Here is an 18,380-nt window from a genome sequence, read left to right as displayed (position 1 = left end):
ATTATTTTTTGCTTTTTTCTAATTGCTTTTTATAAAAGGAATTGAAATACCCAATAAACAAAAATATTACTATAAACAAAAATGGCAATATAAGCTTCATTTTTCCATTAATAGATTTAGTATTCTTTATATTCATTGTTATACTACTATCCTTAATAACTTTATCAAAATTCACTAATTCAATTCTAAGAGAACCTTGTTCATTTATTAATTCATTTTTTGTTTTAATAACATCATTTAGCTGCGTGTTCTCATTGTAATAAACAAGCTTATCATTACGTTGCGAACCATTAACAGCACCTGAAAAACTATTTAAAACACCATTTATTTGCGAAATAACAGTATCGTTTGCAATCATTTTTAATTTAATATTATTTAAATACTCTTTTTTAATTACTTCATAGTAATCTGTTTTATTTAAATATTCTAAAATAGGTTGTACCGTATTTTCTTGGCTTGTTAACTTAGATGTTGAAAAATAAATTAAGTGATATGGGTAATTTTTGCTTGTAGTATTTCCGTCAATGACTTTGTCAATATCACCATCTTCTGCCATTAATTTAATTAAATCGAAATTTTCAGGATTATTTTCTATAAACTTATAAACATCTGTAATTGGTTCAATTGTAATTTTTTTCAGTTGCTTTGGTTTCTTTATACCTACTGTTTCTTCTAAAAAAACAGTGTCGTTCTCTTTTATTTTAGAATTTATCAAATCAATTTCAGAGTATAAATAATCGACTGAACCAAAGTTTGGTGTTATAATAATCCTATTATCATATTCTTTTACAGATTTATCAAAAAAATAGCCTAACGCTACACCAACAAGAATTAAAACACCAAATATTATCTTGTTTTTTTTAATATAAAGAATCCCTTTAAAAATTTTACCTGAAATAGTTTCAAAAAAGGCACTTATTGTTTTTGAAATTTGAGTTAAATCAATTTCTTGATTTTCAGTATTATTTTGAGAATTTGAACTCATGTTTTATTAGTTTATGTTAAATATTTGTTCTATTATTTTTCTAGTAATTAAATAGGTTGGCTTTACACCTGTGGTACCTAAACCACCCGAAGCTAATGTGGCTCCTGTTTCTAAAGGATTATCACTGGCGTAATAAGCATACCTTACTTTAACATCAGGTCTTATACTACCCCTTACTTTTGATGCTGCTTGAATGGCTTTTTGATAATGTGCCCCTTCCATTTCCAAACCAATAACGTGCCATGTAGAGTTATAAAAGAATTTTAAAATATCCTTATTTTGTAGCGATGTTCCCAAAACGGTAATCATAGTGCCTTCGTACACATCAACCCCATGACCTTCCAATCCTTGTTTTGAAAGTTCGTTGGTAAATGGATAATTATCGGCGGTTCCTTCAAAAATATGGGCAGTAGGTATCATAATATCACCTTTCCCTCCTTCTAAAATTCCAGCTTTCCCCATAATAGATATAGATTCTATATTCAAATGAATTTTATTACCTTTTACTTTATATGGTTTTAATAATTCATCAATGGTCTCATAAGCTTGCTCGCCAAAAGCGTAATCCATGACCAAAATAACTGGTTTTTCAGATGTTATTATGGCTTCATTTACTTGAATATCTAACTTTGATACATCTATTTTGCTTGTATCAAAAATTTGAACATCTATTTTTGTGCCCGAAGTATCTTCAATATAAATCATGCCATTTTGTAACGCTTCTTTGGTTACTTTATTACGTAATTCGTCATTCTCCTTCTTACTTAAAGACTCATAAACACCATAAACATCTTTTGATGGTGAAGCTTTTAAAGCAGATGGCGCAAAAAGCGTGTTCATAACACTATGCATATTGGCACTAATAATATGTATTGGTCTTTCTAATAAATTGTTTTTATAAAGATTATCCTTAATAGTATCTGCCCAAATTTCACCATGAATATGATGCCCTAATCGTTCTCTTAAAACAGGACTAAAAGTAACAGTGCGCTTGTTGTTACTTATTTGTTCCTCAATGGCTAATTTTCCTAACCAATACACAATGTGCAACAACCGTTCTGGTTGCAATGGTGTAGCAAAATCCGAATATACAGCTCTTAGTTCATTAAACGTTCTCCCTAAAATATTGGCGGTATGGGTAATGGCAATTTCACGCTCGTTTTGCGAAAGCTTTCCTTTGGATAAAACGGCTGTTTCAAGTTTCGTCCAGTCTCTTGTGGTTGAACCGCTTTCATCAATTAAAACTCGATTACTAATTTTGTGCGATTCAATAAAAATAAAAGTAATATGTGTTAAAATATCATAGATTTCAGAGCGTCCGCGCGTAATCTCAATATTCATTTGCTCTGCGTCTATCCTATAGCAATTTCGTCTTCTTTTCTCTGGGATTATTGGCTTAAAATGAGAGTTTGAATACCCCTCATCACTTGTTAAATTAATAAACGAACACTCTTCAATACCTACAGGAAGCCTATCAATTACATAAAGCAAGCCTTCTAATTCGGCTTTTTCTTCACCTATAGAACCGTAAATTTCTGGTCGTAAAAGCAATAAGGATTGACGTAGTGTTTCACCCGAAATACCCATAGGTTTATAAAACCCTCTATTAAATAAATGACGCATAGTAATGTACATCCGTTCTATGGCATTCGAGCTTTCTTGGGCCCTCGTTCTTTCGTGATGTTTTTTGTTGTTCATGCTCATTTTTAACATGCCAAATATACTACTATTTGGTTTAAATTGTGTGCGGAAATCCCTCAACTATTTTCCTGTCATTAGATAGTCTTGGGAGTTTATTTTGACCTCCTAATTTCCCAACAGATTTCATGTATTCTTGAAAACCGCCCTTTTTTACCTTGGTTATTTTTAAAGGTTGTAGCACGTTCCCTGAAATTAAATCGAAATAATAACTGTTTTGCTTTTGAAGCGATTGGTCTATTTTTTTAGCTAGCGCTGAAACATCATCTGGTTCGTTTTCAAATTCTATAAACCATTCGTGATAGGGCAACCCTTCTAACGGATTAATTTGTGGAGCCACAGTAAATTCGGTAACCCTTATATTTGAATTTAATGTGGCTTCTTGCATTGCTTGTTCAACTTCTTTGCCAATAACATGCTCGCCAAAAGCCGATATAAAATGTTTTATACGACCTGAAACTATTACCCTGTATGGTTTTATTGAAGTAAATTCTACCGTATCACCAATATTGTATCCCCAAAGTCCGGCGTTGGTTGAAATAATCATCACGTAATTTACACCAACTTCAACATCTTTAATGGTGATTCGTTTGGGGTTTTCGTTAAAAAACTCATCTGCTTTTATAAATTCATAAAAAATACCAGAGTTAAGCTGAAGCAACATGCCTTTTTCATTCTGCTTATCTTGAAACGCAAAAAAACCTTCACTTGCCGGATATAGTTCTATACTATCTACTTTTCTGCCAATAAGATTTTCAAATTTAGCTCGGTATGGTTCATAATTTACGCCACCAAAAATAAACAGGTTAAAATTTTTAAAAACATCGCCTACTTTTTTTCCTGTTTTTTGCTGAATCTTTTCAAAATACATTTGTACCCAAGATGGAATACCAGAAATAATGGTCATGTTCTGTGGAAGTGTTTCATCAACAATAGCATCTACTTTCGTTTCCCAATCTTCTATACAATTGGTTTCCCAAGAAGGCAGTCTGTTTTTTTGAAGATATTTGGGCACATAATGCGCTACAATACCTGAAAGTCGCCCTAACTGAACACCATTTTGTTCTTTAAGAATGGGGCTTCCTTGAAGAAAAATCATTTTACCATCAACAAACTTGCTGTTTCCAGTTTCGTTAATGTACATTAAAATGGCATTTCTAGCCGCTTCTACATGGTACGGCATACTTTCTTTGGTAATTGGAATGTATTTAGAACCCGAGGTAGTACCCGAAGTTTTAGCAAAATAAATAGGTTTTCCTTTCCAAAGAATATCGGATTCACCCGCAACAACACGTTCAACATAAGGTTTTAAATCTTCATAATCTCGTATGGGAACCCGTTTTACAAAATCTTCATAACAATTGATACTAATAAAATCGTGGTCTTTACCATATTGTGTGCTGGTAGCTTCTGAAATTAGATTTTGAAATACCTTTTCTTGGGTTTCAAAAGGCTTTTTAGCCCACTTTTGAATGTTGTAATGTACCCGTTTTGCAAAAGGTTTTGCTAAAGCCGATTTTATTGATATCATTTATTTAAAATCTATAAAGTTTGTTGGATTTATGGGGTAACCGTCGTTCCAAAGTTCAAAATGCAAATGCGGACCGGTAGAAAGTTCTCCTGCGTTTCCTGCAGTTGCTATAACTTCGCCCGCTTTAACTAAATCGCCTTGATTTTTTGTTAAAGCGGAATTATGTTTATACACTGAAATTAACCCATAACTGTGTTCAAGAATTACAACGTAACCTGTATTGGCCGTCCATTCAGCAAAAACAACAATACCGTCTGCAGTTGCTTTTATGGGCGTACCCTTAGCAACTACAATATCTACCGCAAAATGTTTGTTCTTTACATTGTATAATTCGCTTATGGTGCCATTTACAGGTGGAAATAATATAAAATTAGATGCAGATGTTGCCGACTCAAACAAATTATATTTATCTTCTTTATCAACTTTTTGCCTTAAAAGCGAATCTTCTGCTGTTGGTTTAAAGTTTACTTCACTGGCTTCTATTTTTACTGCTTGAATAATGGAATCTCTTGAAAAGTCTATAGTGCTAACTTCGCCTTGCAAAACCTTCTTTATAGATGCGTAATAGCGGTCATTTAGCATTATTACCTGTTGTAATGAATCGGTTTTATAATTTAATTCGGTTGCTTTTTTCTTTAATGAGGCAGAAGAATAGCCAGGTATATATTCTTTTAAAGATGTAAACGCAATAAGCATGGTTGTGCCTGCAATTAAAATAATTGCAGATAGAGAAGCCAAAACAAATACATTTAGACGCGTTAACTTAATTGACAAGCGTTCCTCAAACGTATGCTCGTTAAGTATAACCAATCGGTACTTATCGAGTAATTTTCGTTTTATCTTTCTTTTTTCTGGTTTCTTCGTATTCATATTAAAACAAAATTAAATAAAAATATGGCAAGACCGGTTGCTTTATACTAAAGTTATACCCAAAACGATTTTATTAAACTTTAATTATTAACTTTGCATTATAAAATTAATAATTATGATTTCATTAGGTATATTTCTAGCTATTGGTCCAATGCAAATTGTACTAATTGTCGTGGTTGTTTTATTATTATTTGGAGGAAAGAAAATCCCTGAATTAATGAGAGGACTGGGAAGTGGTATTAAAGAATTTAAAGACGCCAGTAAAGACGATGATAAAAAAGAGGATAAAAAGTAATTGATCTTCTTTTACATAAAACAAAAAAGACCAACATTTAGTTGGTCTTTTTTGTTTTTATGACATTGAATTAATTTATTTTAACCGATTTAATTATAGCCTCTAGCTCCAACATATAATCACGTTTTTCTACCGATGGTGCAAAGGCAAAACCTTCAACAAATACCCATCTTTTGTTAATTTTATCTTCAATAACGTAATTTATAAATGGCCCGCCCATAAAATCTTCTTTTAAATCCCACAATCCTTTGGTTTCAATAGCAGGCTTATTGTCTACAATTGTTTCAGATATATAAGGCGCATAAGAGCCTTCAGTAGTCATATACGATTCTATTTTATCACCATTCGATTTTATCTCTCCATCTTGCCTTCCTTTAATATAAGTTTTACCAATAGAATCTCTCAATTTAACTATTTGGCTTACTAAACTATCATTTCGCTTAAGGGCGGTATAGGGCACTTCAAAAATCATTAAATTAGTGGTTCCTGTGGTAATATCCTTCCTAATCCAAAAGAAATTATCGGTTTCTTTAGCTATTCTATATACAGAAGGAAATTGAATATTTAACCCAAGTTTTTTCTCGATGGATTTAAAGTTATGTGGTGATTTAGACATTTGTCTCTGTCTCTCGGCCATTTCTTCACTTCTAAAGGTTTTGACTATTTTTGATGCATTATCGTTAATAATACTAATAAGCACTTCTCTAGATTTTCCTTTAACTACAATAACTTTTTGGGGTTGTGCATACACGTTGTTTAAAATTTCTATGTCTGCTTCCTTATTCACTTCTATTTTTAAAACGGTTCTGTTTTTGGTTGCGAAGCCCGAAAAAACAGATGGAGGAATTTGGCTAATAGTAAACATGGGTTCGTCTTGTGGTAATCCATAAATGGGAGCCGTAAGCACATTTCTTATAGCATCGCCTACACTACCATCCCATAATTCGTTATCTATAACTACCGACACATTGTTAATGCTCCCTGATGAGTCTAAAAGCATCTTTTCTTTTGATGATTTTTTATCTCCACAAGAAACAAATAGGGTTAATAAAACTGCTGAAAAAAGAATATTTCGCATAATTTAAATTAGGTTTAAGGAACTTTAGCTTTTAGATACTTTAAGTTTCATTCCTGGTTTTAATTTACTACCACTAATACCGTTCCAATCTTTAATATTTTGAACAGAAACACCAGGAAATTTTTGTGAGATACTCCATAACGAGTCGCCACTTCTCACCGTATATATTTTTGAACCACCAGAAACAGCTTTAGAAGTTGTAGATTTACTTGTTGAAGACGTGGCAGATGCTGTTGAATTTCGCGGATAAATGGTTAGGCGTTGACCAATTTTTAAATTATTGCTTCTTAAACCATTCCATTTTTTTATGTCGCTTACTCGTACACTATACTTTCTGGCAATTAATCCTAAAAACTCACCAGACCTGACACGATGTATCGTTTTTGTATCTGCTTCAAAAAATTGAGGCATGGGTTTTTCTCGCTTATCAAATTCTGCTTTAGCAAACTCATAAATTTGATCTTCGTTGGTTACAAAATCGCCAATAACCGTTCTAGGTAAACGTAGTGTGTAATTTTCTCCTTTTACAAAAGGGATAATATCTAATTTATAAGAAGGGTTTAAAAACTGAAGTTCTTCTATTTCTACACCCGTAGCTTCAGATATTTGGTCGAGTGTAATCATTTGTTTTACATGAATGGTATCGGTTTCAAAATAGGCAACTTCTGGTTTTGGTTTTGTAAACCCGTGTTCTTCAGCATACTCAAAAATATACATAGTTGCTAAAAAAGCTGGTAAATATCCTGCAGTTTCACGTGGTAAATTATGCCTTATATTCCAATAGTTTTGGTAGCCACCAGAGCGACGAATTGCTTTGGTTACGTTACCTGGGCCTGAATTGTAGGCCGCAAGTGCTAAATCCCAATCACCAAAAATTTCATATAATTTTGAAAGGTATTTTGCTGCAGCTTCGGTGGATTTTATTGGGTCGCTGCGCTCATCAACATAACTGCTAACATCTAGCCCATACATTTTGCCAGTGCTGTACATAAACTGCCATAAACCTGTAGCTCCTACCCTGGATTTTGCTCTTGGTTTTAACGCCGATTCTACTATGGCTAAATACTTAATTTCCAGAGGTAAGTCATAGTTGTCTAATTCACGCTCGAACATTGGGAAGTAAAACGCACTTAAATTGATGAGTTTTTGCATACTTCCTTTTCTGTGTTTTAAGTAGGATTTAATAACGCTTTCTAAACCTGGATTATACTCTACATTAAAAGGTGTTTTAGAGCTTAAATCTAATAATCTCGATTTTAACAATTCTGTAGAAAGCTCAGGATAGTCAACTTCTTCAAAAGCAAGTTCTGAGATAGAGTTATAGATGGTATCGTAAAGTGAATTGCTATATAATTCTTCTAGCCATTTTTGATCAAAATCAGCAACGATTAAATCATCTTCAACTTTTTCAACTAAAAGACTGTCTTTTTGGGTTTTAATTTGTTTTAAATCGTTCTTATTCCCCGTTACAGAAACAGATTTTTGCGTTTGTGAAAAACACATAACAAAATTGAAAAGTACTCCTAATACAAAAAATCTAAACGTCATAAATCTATTCATTTGGTTATATTGAACGATATTAGGGCTAAAATCGTATTTTTTAAGTTAAAATAAAAACTTAATTTAGTTTATGTGATTTAAACCCTACAATAATAGTAATTAATGCTTTATTTTGTCTGAATTATATATTCTTACTAAACTAAAAAAGCCACAAATACACGAATATATAAAAATACTCATATACCTGTGGCTAAATGTATTAGCTATATTCTAAAACGTTTATTCTAAAATTGCAGCAATTCCTGGCAATACAATACCTTCTAAGCTTTCAAGCATAGCGCCACCACCAGTACTTACATAACTTACTTTATCTTCAAAACCAAACTGTTTTACAGCAGCCACAGAATCGCCTCCACCAACTAGTGAAAATGCCCCGTTTTTAGTCGCTTCAGCAATAGAGTTTCCTAATTCAATAGTGCCTTTTGCAAAGCTTTCCATTTCAAAAACACCAAGTGGTCCATTCCAAAGGATGGTTTTACATTGCATTGCAACATCATGAAATTGTTTTATAGATTTTGGTCCCGCATCTACACCTTCCCAACCGTCTGGAATAGCAGTAATATCAACTACTTGTGTATTCGCATCGTTACTAAATGCATCGGCAGCAATTACATCAACAGGAATATGTACTTGTACATTTTTAGCTTTTGCTTTTCTCAAAATTTCTAAAGCTAATTCTTGCTTATCATCTTCACAAATAGAATTTCCAATTTTTCCTCCTTGAGCTTTAATAAACGTGAATGCCATACCACCACCAATAATTAAGTGATCAACCGCATCTAAAATATTCTCTATAATGGTAATTTTTGAAGACACTTTTGCTCCGCCAAGTACTGCCAGCACTGGTTTTTCACCTGTTTTTAATACTTTATCAATACTTTCAATTTCCTGAGCTAATAAATAGCCGAAACATTTACTTTTTGGAAAAAACTCTGCAACAATTGTTGTAGAAGCATGTGCGCGGTGCGCGGTGCCAAAAGCATCGTTAACATAAATATCTCCTAATTTTGATAGTTGTTCTGCAAATGCCTTATCACCAGCTTCCTCCTCTTTATGAAAACGTAGATTTTCAAGTAATAAAATTTGTCCTGGTTGTAAACTAGCTGCAGCAGCTTCTGCCTTTTCACCAATACATTCGTTTACAAACTTTACTTCAACCCCTAAAATGCTTTCTACTTCTTTTACAATATGGCTCAAAGAAAACTCATCTTGAACCCCTTTTGGGCGTCCTAAATGCGACATTAAAATACAGCTTCCTCCGTCTTCTAAAATTTTAATAATGGTTGGTTTTGCTGATACTATTCTTGTATCATCTGTTACTTCAAATTTATCGTTTAAAGGCACATTAAAATCTACGCGGATTAATGCTTTTTTGTTTTCGAAGTTAAAATCGTTAAGCGTTTTCATATATAATTATAATAATTTTTAAGTATTTGATTTACAAATGTAACTAATTAAAAACAGCTACAAAACCCGTTTTTAAACGAAAACGATATAGCTTGTAAAATAATTTTAATTGAACACGCCTTTTGCGTTAGGGTTAGTACATAACTTTTGACGAGTATGCGGAGTGAGCCAAAACTAGCAACGTATAGCCCAACCCTTGGGTAACGCCCAAATAGCTTTTATTTTGCGTTTTACCATCTAACAAAAATTGTGTAGGTTTGCTCGATGCTATTCTCGGAAATTTTAGGACAAGACCATATTAAAAACCATTTAACGCAAAGTGTTGACAATGGCAGGGTTCCGCATGCACAATTGTTTGTGGGTCCAGAGGGTTGTGGCACACTGCCTATTGCTATTGCTTACGCGCAATATTTGTTATGTAGCAACACCAATGGGGAAAATAATACGGGTAATGAAGCTTGCAACTTGAAATTTAACAATGTTTCTCACCCTGATTTGCATTTTGCTTTTCCGGTTACCACAAGTGATAAAGCTAAAAGTCACCCTGTTTCTAGTCATTATTTGGAAGAATGGCGCCAACTTTTGAAAGAACAACCTTATGGAAATTTGTTTGATTGGTACAAGTTGCTTGGTGTTGATAACAAACAAGGGCAAATTGGTGTTGATGAAGCACAGGACATTGTGAAAGCACTATCGTTAAAAGCCTATGAAGGTGGTTATAAAGTGATGCTTATTTGGATGGCTGAAAAAATGAACACTGCTGCTGCCAACAAGCTTTTAAAGCTTATTGAAGAACCGCCTAACAAAACCGTTTTTATTTTAATTGCTGAAGAAGAAGAACAGATAATTAACACCATACGTTCGCGTTGCCAAGTGTTACATCTTCCGCCGTTAGCTGAAGAGGTTATAAAAAACGGCTTAATAAAACAGTATGGTTTAGAGGCTTCGGTTGCTACAAAAATTGCGCATCAAGCCAATGGAAATTACAATAAAGCTTGTGATTTGGTGTATCAAGATTCTGAAGATATTCAGTTTGAAACTTGGTTTATTTTCTGGATTCGGAGTGCTTTTAAAGCTAAAGGAAATAAAGCGGCTATACACGATTTAATTTCTTGGAGTGAAGACATCTCTAAAACGGGCAGAGAAACCCAAAAACAATTTCTTAATTTCTGTTTAGACTTTTTTAGGCAAGCTCTTTTACTTAACTATAATGCCACTAATTTGGTGTATTTAGAGACTAAAACTGAAAAATTTAAACTTGAAAACTTCGCACCATTTGTACATGGTAACAACATTATGGAAATAAGCGACGAGCTACAAGATGCTATTTACCATATTGAACGCAATGGAAATTCTAAAATTATTTTGACCGATTTGTCTATTAAACTAACTCGGTTGTTGCATAAAAAAGCGGAGTAATTTAAAATAAAAAGCCCTGAAAAATAGACTTACAGGGCTTTAAAATACTGTGTAACAAATTATTACTACTTTTTATACTCTTTATTTAAAGCTTCTAAAATGGTTTTTGTTAAATCTTTATCATCAGCGCCATACATAACCGTAGCTGCTGCATCACTAGTACCTAAAATATAGGTATAGCCATTCTTTTTTCCGTAATCTTTAACGTGTTTTTTTACTTTACTAATTACAGAATCAATTTCGGTTTGAAACTCTTGTTGTAATTGTTGTTGCTCCATTTGCATTCTTTGTTGCAACATTTGTTGTTTTTGTTGTAAACCACCCATTAACTCTTGTTGTTTGGCTTGCGATGATTTTTGAGCTGTTAATTGCGTTTCTTGAACTTCTAATTGAAATGCTTGACCAACACTATCAGCCTTTTTTCTAAAAGCTTCTTCTTTAGTTTGAAACTTAGCTTCAATATCTTTTTTCTCTTGGTAATCATTTATAACCGTTCCGTTATTTACAAATCCAATTTTTGCTTGTTCTTGGCAAGAAGTAAATGCCAACACCACCGCTACTGCGTAAACTATTTTTTTCATTTGTTTAATTTTATAAGACGAACAAAAGTAGTAAAGTAAACTATATTTAAAGTAGAAATTTGTTTGATTTTAATAAATAGTTAAAATCTATACTAAACATTTATAACGATAGTCCAATCTTATTAAAAACAGGCTCATTATAAGGTCGCAGAAACACTTTTGCAAATCCGACTAGTACTTGGATGTTTAAACACACAAAAAACGCTTAAAACGGCTTGAAATTAAATTTTATTGGTTTTTAATGGCGTAAATTAACGAGGAAGCTTCTTTTGACTGAATTGCTCTTAAATTTGAAACCATACCTGTCCAAATTCCATTAAAAAAATTCATTTTCCCGTTTTTATACTTTTCAGAAAGAAGACTTACATAAAACGCATCAAAATACATGGGTTTTGTTTTTACTACTTTCATAGAAACTTTTGAAACCAATTTTGAAATAGACAATTGATTAAAATGCCAAAGATGTCTGGGCACATCAAAAGCTGCCCAAAATTCTTTATAATAAGTTGCATCGTAACTTTTATAGTTTGGGACTGCTATTATTAAAGTGCCGTTTGGTTTTAAAAGTTTTTTAAATGTTTGAACCTGCTCGTCTAAATTTGGCAAATGTTCCAACACATGCCAAAGGGTAATAACATCAAAACTATTTGGTTCAAATTTTAAAAGTTGCTCCGTTTCAAAAACGGCATCATTCGTTTTTTTGTTCGCTATAGTTCTCGCTTCTTGGTTAGGTTCAATTCCAGAAACTACCCAATTGTTTTGTTGCGCTGTTTGTAAAAAATCGCCCGTACCACAACCTATATCTAGGAGCATTTTTTTAGTTGATGAAAAACTATTGATTAGTTTAAGCTTTTGTTTCAAAGACACTTTTCTTACTAAATGGTAAAGGTTTTCGAAAAGATTTCTTCTAGAATCTGTATGAGAAATATAATCTTCACTCTTATAATAATCGGGCAAAGTTTCTGAAGATGGTTGTGGCAAAGTTTCTAAAAAACCGTATTCTGAATTTTCAACCAAATCAAATAATTCACCTGAAACAGAGTGATCTTTAACTTTTAGAAATGGAAGTTTTAAATTTTCTTTTGCCACGAATTCATGAATAATTATTCAAAATTTACAACGTTCCACGTGGAACGTTGTAAATTTAATTAGAATTTAAATTATGCTTATCTGCCCATATAAACTAACAAAACAGAAATGTCATTTGGAGAAACACCACTTATTCTTGAAGCCTGAGATACGGTGGTTGGTTGTATTTTTTTAAGCTTTTCTCGTGCTTCAAAACTCATAGACTTGATTTGAGAATAATCAAAATCGGCTGGTATTTTAACGTACTCTAACCTAGTTAATTTATCAGCATTATTCTTTTCTTTAGATATGTATCCAGAATACTTAATTTGAATTTCTGCTTGTTCTATAACTTCGTTATCCAAATTGTTTTCGTTGATATACATCTCAACAGAATCAAATTGACGCATATCATCAATAGTAATATTAGGTCTGGAAAAAATCTTAAACATCTTATCCGATTGCCTAATAGGAGATGACTCTTTAGCTTCTAAAACAGGATTTGCATCTTCTGGTTTTACACTATTTTCAGCAAAAAAGTTAACAAACTTTTCAGCTTGCTCATGTTTTTGTTCCATTCTGCGTAAACGTTTTTCACTTGCTAAACCAATATCAAAACCTTTTGGCGTTAGTCGAATATCTGCATTATCTTGGCGCAACAAGGTTCTGTACTCTGCCCTAGAAGTAAACATCCTATATGGCTCTTCTGTGCCTTTAGTAATTAAATCATCAATTAAAACACCTATATAAGCTTCATCTCTTTTTAATGTAAAAGCGTCTTTTTCTTGAACCTTTAAACTTGCATTTATACCTGCCATCAAACCCTGAGAAGCTGCTTCTTCGTATCCAGTGGTTCCGTTAATTTGGCCAGCAAAATATAAGCCTTCAACAAGCTTTGTTTCTAATGTGTGTTTTAATTGTGTTGGTGGAAAATAATCATATTCTATAGCGTATCCAGGTCTAAAAAACTTTACTTTTTCAAAACCTACTACAGAACGCAATGCTTTAAATTGCACATCTTCAGGAAGCGATGTTGAAAATCCATTTACATAAACTTCACACGTATTCCAACCTTCTGGCTCAACAAACAATTGATGCCTGTCTTTATCTGCAAATCGATTAATTTTATCTTCAATAGATGGACAATACCGCGGTCCTAAACTTTTAATTCTACCATTAAACATGGGCGACCTATCAAACCCTTCACGAAGTAAATCGTGCACCAATTCACTGGTATAAGTCATATGACACGAACGTTGGTTCTGTAATGGTTTTGTAACATCTAAATACGAAAATTTTTCAGGGTTTTCATCACCTGGTTGTTCAACCATTTTAGAATAATCTAACGAACGCCCATCAACACGCGGAGGCGTTCCCGTTTTCATTCTGCCTGATTCAAAACCTAAATTTACTAATTGTTCTGTAATACCAGTAGCAGCTTTTTCTCCTGCTCTTCCTCCACCAAAATTCTTATCACCAATATGGATTAATCCATTCAAAAAAGTTCCGTTAGTTAAAACAACAGATTTACCTTTTATCTCTACTCCCAACGATGTTTTCACACCAACAACTTTGTTTTTTTCTACCAACAAACCAGAAACCATTTCTTGATAAAAATCAAGATTAGGAGTCCCTTCTAACATCAATCTCCAATCTTCAGCAAAACGCATACGGTCACTTTGAACTCTAGGACTCCACATAGCAGGTCCTTTAGATTTGTTAAGCATTTTAAATTGAATAGCAGACGTATCAGACACAATCCCACTGTAACCTCCAAGAGCATCAATTTCACGCACAATTTGTCCTTTAGCAATACCCCCCATAGCAGGGTTGCAAGACATCTGTGCGATGTTTTGAAGATTCATTGTAATAAGCAATGTTTTACTTCCCATGTTGGCAGCAGCAGCAGCAGCTTCACTTCCAGCATGTCCTGCACCAACAACTATAACATCATAGACTTCATTAAACATAACTTCATTTGTTAAATTGTTCCACGTGGAACATTAATCTAATTTAATTTTTGAGTTTGCAAATATACGTCGATTTACTGAATATTAAGCAAGCTGACTTAAGTAGTGATTTTCCTTTTCTCGCATTAACTTTGCATCCTTATCTGTTTTGTCTTTGTACCCACAATAATGTAGTACTCCGTGAACCATCACACGTTGTAGCTCGTCTTGTAGAGTAACATTAAAATCTTTAGCATTATCTGCAACGCGTTCAATAGAAATGAATATATCACCTTGTATCCTTTTTCCGACTGAATAATCAAAACTAATAATGTCGGTAAGCGTATCATGATTGAGGAATTCTACATTCAATTTATGTAAATAGGCATCATCACAAAAGATATAATTCACCTCTTCAAGTTGGTACTTTTCTTCAGAAATAACACCCAAAATCCATTCTGATAATTGCTCCTCATTGTTTAACGAGAATGCTGTTTCATAATTAAAATTAATCATTGTTGTGCTTGAAATACTCTTGAACTTTAATTTTATAAACTGGCTGCAAAGGTAGTGTTTGTTTGTTCAATATTTCAGTGGTATTGAAATATTGCTTAGCTGTTGGAATTTGATTGTTAGGATTATTGTTGTATTCATCCTTACTGGTTTTAGATTCACGCTTATTATCTTCACCTTGCTGAAAAGAAGCATTTTCCATTTTTAATAATTGATGTTTTAAATCTAACATTTTTTGAAGCGTTTGGTTGGTAAACCCTTTGTTTAATAAATCCATTTCTACCTCTTCCATTTTTCTAAGTAATGATGTAGCATTACCAGATTTACCTTCTTTTGCAAGTTTATCTTCTAAAGCATTTCTCAACTCTTGTTGCTGTTGATAAATTTGATATAGTAAACCATTCAGTTCTTCACTATTGCCTTCGCCTGTACCCCCAGTTTTATTGCCGTTTTTATCATTACCTTGCTTATCTCCGTTCTTACCATTTTTGCCTTCTTTTCCTTTATCTCCTTGCTTTTTGCCTTCACCTTCGTCTTTAGGTTTTCCTTCGTTTCCCTTTTTCATTCCTTCTTCCATCATCTTATTAAGCTGTTCTTGACTCATAATAATATCTGGAAGTTGCATATCACCTTGACCACCTTGACCCATAGACATACTTAAGTTTTCTTGCATATTATCTAAAACATCACTTAAGAAATTTGCTAAATTATTAGCTGCCGTAATAGTGAACTGTTGATTAGAAATACCTTGATATTTTTGATTTTCAGCAAACAAACCTAATGCTTTATCTATGTTATAATACACATCTGTAATTTGTTTATTAACCTCTTCAGATAACTTAGGTTGACGAAGTGATAAAGAAAACAAACTATCATCAACATGTTCAAAATGTTCTCTTAAACTGTTTTGCTTTTTTAGAAATGTAGCGTACTGATTATGGTTTTCTTCAATAGTTTGAAAACGTTTCATTAGCTTTTCTTGATCAAAAGAAAAAAGTAATAAATTATCTAAAATTTGTCTCAACATTTCTACATCTTCTTGCATTTGTTCACCACCACCCGCTTGCATGGCGCCTTGCATTTGTTGGCTTAACTTCTTCATTTTTTGAGCCGCTTTCTTCTGACTACTTTGAGCGTTTTTCTGATTTTGATTTTTATCTGAAGCCTTCTCCTTTTTTTCTAATTCATCTGACGCTTTTTGTTGTTCTTTTTTTATTTCATTTTCTTCTAACTTATCTTGAGGAACTTCAATGGGCTTTTTTAATTCCTTGCCTTCTTTCTTTAAATCTTCTAACTGCTTTTGAAATTCTTCAAATATTTTATTTAAGTCGTCTTGTTTTTCTTTAGTGTTTTTTTCTTCTGGTTGATTGGATAGTTTCTCTTGTTCGTTAGCTAATTTAGCTAAGTCGTCTTTAAGCTTATCCAGCTTCTTTTCAACATAAAAGCGCTTTGTTAATTCTAACAATTGTTCTAAACTACGCTTCTTGTTTTTGTTTTGTTTAGCTAATTCATCTAACTTTTGAGTAAGTTCTTCTTTGTTTATTTTATCTTGAAGTTTTTGTAACTCTTCTAGAAGCTTTTCGTCTTGTTTTAATTGTTCTTCATTTTCATTTAAACGCTTTTTTAAATCGTCTTTAAAAACATCTTTTTCTTTGTTTTCCTTTTGAAATTCTTCTAAATTATCTTTAAGCTTTTTATTGAAATTTTTCATCATTTCATCTTGTTGCTTTTGGCGCTTTAAAAAAGATTCAAGTTTCTTTTTATCATTAAAATTAAGATTCGATTTTTCCTTTTGAGTCTTAGCTAATTGTTCTAATTGCTTCTCTTGTTCATCAAATTTCTTTAAAGATTTATTCAAATCTTTAATCGATTCGCTTTGGGCATTTAACTGTTTAGTGACTTCTTCTTCTTTTGTGCGCTTTCTATAAGAAAAAACATTGCTTTTTGAGCTTTTATACTTATTAACTTCATCATTATCAAACACTTGAAAGAATAATTCATAAGAAACACCATCTTGAATACTTAAGTTATTAGGAAATGCTGTAATGAACTCTGCTATGTTAGAATTTGCAATAGAAATAGTTTCAACTTTTCTTTTTGATTCGTCTTCTGAAGGATAATATACTAACTGTAGTTTACTAAAACCATAATCGTCGCTTATCTGTCCGTGGAAATAAAGCGTTTGCAAATCCAAACTATCTGTTTTTACTTTTAGGATAATGTTTGGAAATTCATCTTTAACAACATTTAAACTAAATGCTAATGTTTCGTAATCTTTAAGGTTCTTGTTGCTTGTACTTAAACTATAAGCTAGATTACTATAAACACGTTTAGTTGTTTCAAAAAGTCCATTTTTAACAAACGAAAATTCAATGGTGTCTTTAGCAAATAACTGAACATTATCGGTAGATTTTGTTTTGAGTCTCCAAGTAATATTTGTGCCTTCTGGTACCACTGCATTACCTGTGCTTTTTAAAATTTCATCTTTCTTTTTGGTGTAATTTGGATAATCTAACACCATTTCAAAACTTAATAATGATGGCACTTCAACAATATTAATTACATAAGGTTTTGAAGTAACGTTATTGGATGTCAATTGAAATTCAACAGAACTTTTTAATTGCGAAAACACATATTCAAACTCACCTATTCCTGTTTGCTTTAAAAAATAGGTTTCGTTGTTATAAACTATTTCTGCATTTTCTGGAATAACATCACCTGCTGTTTTAACTATCAATTTAAAACCCTTATTCTCTATGGCGTTTAAATTTTCATTCACCACAAAAAACTGAAACGGTGCTGGCGCTTCGTAAGCTGTTTTATAGTGCACTACCCTATCTAAACTATTACTAAACCAATTAGTTTTACCAAATAAAAAAGTCAAAAAAATAATTAAAACAGGAATAGCAGCATACTTTAAATATGGAATATTCTTTTTAAAATTTACAGCAAGTTTAAAAGGTATCGGACTTAATTCTAACGATTTTTGTTCGATGCTTGCAACTAGTAATTCCGATTGTTCTGTACTTTGGTGCAGTTGCAAAACATTAAGTAACTTATCACTTACTTCAGGAAAATGTTTACCAATAATTCTTGAAGCATCTTCATAATTAATACCTTTTTGAAGTTTAAAAAGTTTAGCTAAAGGAATAAAAATGAATTTAATAAACAAGCCAAATTCAACAGCAATAAATAACCAAAACAATATAGCGCGTGCCGTAGTATTAAGCCACAAAATATGTTCTAAAAACAACGTAAATAAAAAATACAGTAAACCAATAGCAAAAAACAAAATTGTGCCTTTAAGCAACTCGTTTGTGTAGTATCGCCTAATAAAAGCTTCTAACTTGGTTTGTATTTTTTTAAAATTATGCAACATCACTTGTATTTAACCAACTAAACTACAATTTTATTTTTTACAGTGAT

The 18,380-nt window shown here is 32.4% G+C and carries 14 protein-coding genes; 2 read left to right on the top strand and 12 right to left on the bottom strand.

Translation table 11 applies throughout. The annotated features are described in order from the left end of the window. Position 1 precedes the first annotated feature (1 nt). Genes VP395_RS08730 through VP395_RS08715 form a run of 4 tightly spaced genes read right to left on the bottom strand, consistent with a single transcriptional unit; the run spans position 2 to position 5,084 of the window. On the bottom strand, positions 2–985 hold the full coding sequence (locus VP395_RS08730; RefSeq protein ID WP_346241552.1) for a hypothetical protein: 984 nt from the start codon (positions 983–985) through the stop codon (positions 2–4). Between the two features lie 6 nt (positions 986–991). Continuing rightward, positions 992–2,683 (bottom strand): DUF6909 family protein, encoded by a 1,692-nt coding sequence (locus VP395_RS08725; protein WP_346241550.1) that lies wholly within the window; start codon positions 2,681–2,683, stop codon positions 992–994. A 37-nt stretch (positions 2,684–2,720) separates the two neighbouring features. Continuing rightward, entirely contained in the window at positions 2,721–4,214 is a 1,494-nt protein-coding gene (locus VP395_RS08720) for a GH3 auxin-responsive promoter family protein (RefSeq protein WP_346241548.1), read from the bottom strand. Continuing rightward, positions 4,215–5,084 carry a M23 family metallopeptidase gene (locus tag VP395_RS08715; RefSeq protein WP_346241546.1) on the bottom strand — a complete coding sequence of 290 codons (870 nt, stop codon included), beginning with the start codon at positions 5,082–5,084 and terminating at the stop codon, positions 4,215–4,217. 115 nt (positions 5,085–5,199) lie between these two features. Here VP395_RS08715 and VP395_RS08710 point away from each other — a divergent pair, with 115 nt between their 5' ends. Next, positions 5,200–5,379 carry a Sec-independent protein translocase subunit TatA/TatB gene (locus tag VP395_RS08710; protein ID WP_346241544.1) on the top strand — a complete coding sequence of 60 codons (180 nt, stop codon included), beginning with the start codon at positions 5,200–5,202 and terminating at the stop codon, positions 5,377–5,379. Between the two features lie 70 nt (positions 5,380–5,449). Here the strand turns inward: VP395_RS08710 and VP395_RS08705 are convergent, their stop codons facing one another. The 3 genes from VP395_RS08705 to VP395_RS08695 form a co-directional block, all read right to left on the bottom strand. Continuing rightward, complete coding sequence (locus tag VP395_RS08705) at positions 5,450–6,457, bottom strand: DUF4837 family protein (protein ID WP_346241542.1); 1,008 nt, start codon at positions 6,455–6,457, stop codon at positions 5,450–5,452. A 24-nt stretch (positions 6,458–6,481) separates the two neighbouring features. Further along, a complete protein-coding gene (locus VP395_RS08700; protein ID WP_346241540.1) occupies positions 6,482–8,005 on the bottom strand; it encodes a lytic transglycosylase domain-containing protein in 1,524 nt (507 codons plus the stop codon). A gap of 231 nt (positions 8,006–8,236) precedes the next feature. Next, a complete protein-coding gene (locus VP395_RS08695) occupies positions 8,237–9,424 on the bottom strand; it encodes a phosphoglycerate kinase (protein ID WP_346241538.1) in 1,188 nt (395 codons plus the stop codon). Between the two features lie 264 nt (positions 9,425–9,688). On the opposite strand from VP395_RS08695, the gene VP395_RS08690 reads away from it, so the two are divergent. After that, positions 9,689–10,843: a DNA polymerase III subunit gene (locus VP395_RS08690; protein WP_346241536.1), complete on the top strand. Its 1,155-nt coding sequence runs from the start codon at positions 9,689–9,691 to the stop codon at positions 10,841–10,843. A gap of 65 nt (positions 10,844–10,908) precedes the next feature. Here VP395_RS08690 and VP395_RS08685 read toward each other — a convergent pair whose 3' ends face one another. The 5 genes from VP395_RS08685 to VP395_RS08665 all read right to left on the bottom strand — a co-directional run bounded on the left by VP395_RS08685 (position 10,909) and on the right by VP395_RS08665 (position 18,333). Then, entirely contained in the window at positions 10,909–11,424 is a 516-nt protein-coding gene (locus VP395_RS08685; RefSeq protein ID WP_346241534.1) for an OmpH/Skp family outer membrane protein, read from the bottom strand. A gap of 228 nt (positions 11,425–11,652) precedes the next feature. After that, positions 11,653–12,513, bottom strand: a complete 861-nt coding sequence (locus VP395_RS08680) for a class I SAM-dependent methyltransferase (protein WP_346241532.1) — start codon at positions 12,511–12,513, stop codon at positions 11,653–11,655. 77 nt (positions 12,514–12,590) lie between these two features. Beyond that, a complete protein-coding gene (gene mnmG / locus VP395_RS08675) occupies positions 12,591–14,462 on the bottom strand; it encodes a tRNA uridine-5-carboxymethylaminomethyl(34) synthesis enzyme MnmG (protein WP_346241530.1) in 1,872 nt (623 codons plus the stop codon). Positions 14,463–14,546: 84 nt separating this feature from the next. Continuing rightward, positions 14,547–14,957 carry an rRNA maturation RNase YbeY gene (ybeY, locus tag VP395_RS08670; RefSeq protein ID WP_346241528.1) on the bottom strand — a complete coding sequence of 137 codons (411 nt, stop codon included), beginning with the start codon at positions 14,955–14,957 and terminating at the stop codon, positions 14,547–14,549. Next, positions 14,950–18,333 carry a coiled-coil domain-containing protein gene (locus tag VP395_RS08665; protein ID WP_346241526.1) on the bottom strand — a complete coding sequence of 1,128 codons (3,384 nt, stop codon included), beginning with the start codon at positions 18,331–18,333 and terminating at the stop codon, positions 14,950–14,952. The genes ybeY and VP395_RS08665 overlap by 8 nt, the downstream gene beginning before the upstream one ends. Between the last annotated feature and the right edge of the window lie 47 nt (positions 18,334–18,380).

This window comes from Mariniflexile soesokkakense, from assembly GCF_039650365.1.
GTDB lineage: Bacteria > Bacteroidota > Bacteroidia > Flavobacteriales > Flavobacteriaceae > Mariniflexile > Mariniflexile soesokkakense.
Note: the sequence above shows the minus strand (reverse complement) of the source record. Positions and strands in the feature narration are given on the sequence as shown.

Coding starts and splice junctions, on each gene's coding strand:
- VP395_RS08685 (WP_346241534.1), bottom strand. CDS start 11,424: ATGAAAAAAATAGTTTACGCAGTAGCGGTGGTGTTGGCATTTACTTCT.
- VP395_RS08715 (WP_346241546.1), bottom strand. CDS start 5,084: ATGAATACGAAGAAACCAGAAAAAAGAAAGATAAAACGAAAATTACTC.
- VP395_RS08700 (WP_346241540.1), bottom strand. CDS start 8,005: ATGACGTTTAGATTTTTTGTATTAGGAGTACTTTTCAATTTTGTTATG.
- VP395_RS08725 (WP_346241550.1), bottom strand. CDS start 2,683: ATGAACAACAAAAAACATCACGAAAGAACGAGGGCCCAAGAAAGCTCG.
- VP395_RS08710 (WP_346241544.1), top strand. CDS start 5,200: ATGATTTCATTAGGTATATTTCTAGCTATTGGTCCAATGCAAATTGTA.
- VP395_RS08720 (WP_346241548.1), bottom strand. CDS start 4,214: ATGATATCAATAAAATCGGCTTTAGCAAAACCTTTTGCAAAACGGGTA.
- VP395_RS08705 (WP_346241542.1), bottom strand. CDS start 6,457: ATGCGAAATATTCTTTTTTCAGCAGTTTTATTAACCCTATTTGTTTCT.
- VP395_RS08665 (WP_346241526.1), bottom strand. CDS start 18,333: ATGTTGCATAATTTTAAAAAAATACAAACCAAGTTAGAAGCTTTTATT.
- VP395_RS08690 (WP_346241536.1), top strand. CDS start 9,689: ATGCTATTCTCGGAAATTTTAGGACAAGACCATATTAAAAACCATTTA.
- VP395_RS08730 (WP_346241552.1), bottom strand. CDS start 985: ATGAGTTCAAATTCTCAAAATAATACTGAAAATCAAGAAATTGATTTA.
- ybeY (WP_346241528.1), bottom strand. CDS start 14,957: ATGATTAATTTTAATTATGAAACAGCATTCTCGTTAAACAATGAGGAG.
- VP395_RS08695 (WP_346241538.1), bottom strand. CDS start 9,424: ATGAAAACGCTTAACGATTTTAACTTCGAAAACAAAAAAGCATTAATC.
- mnmG (WP_346241530.1), bottom strand. CDS start 14,462: ATGTTTAATGAAGTCTATGATGTTATAGTTGTTGGTGCAGGACATGCT.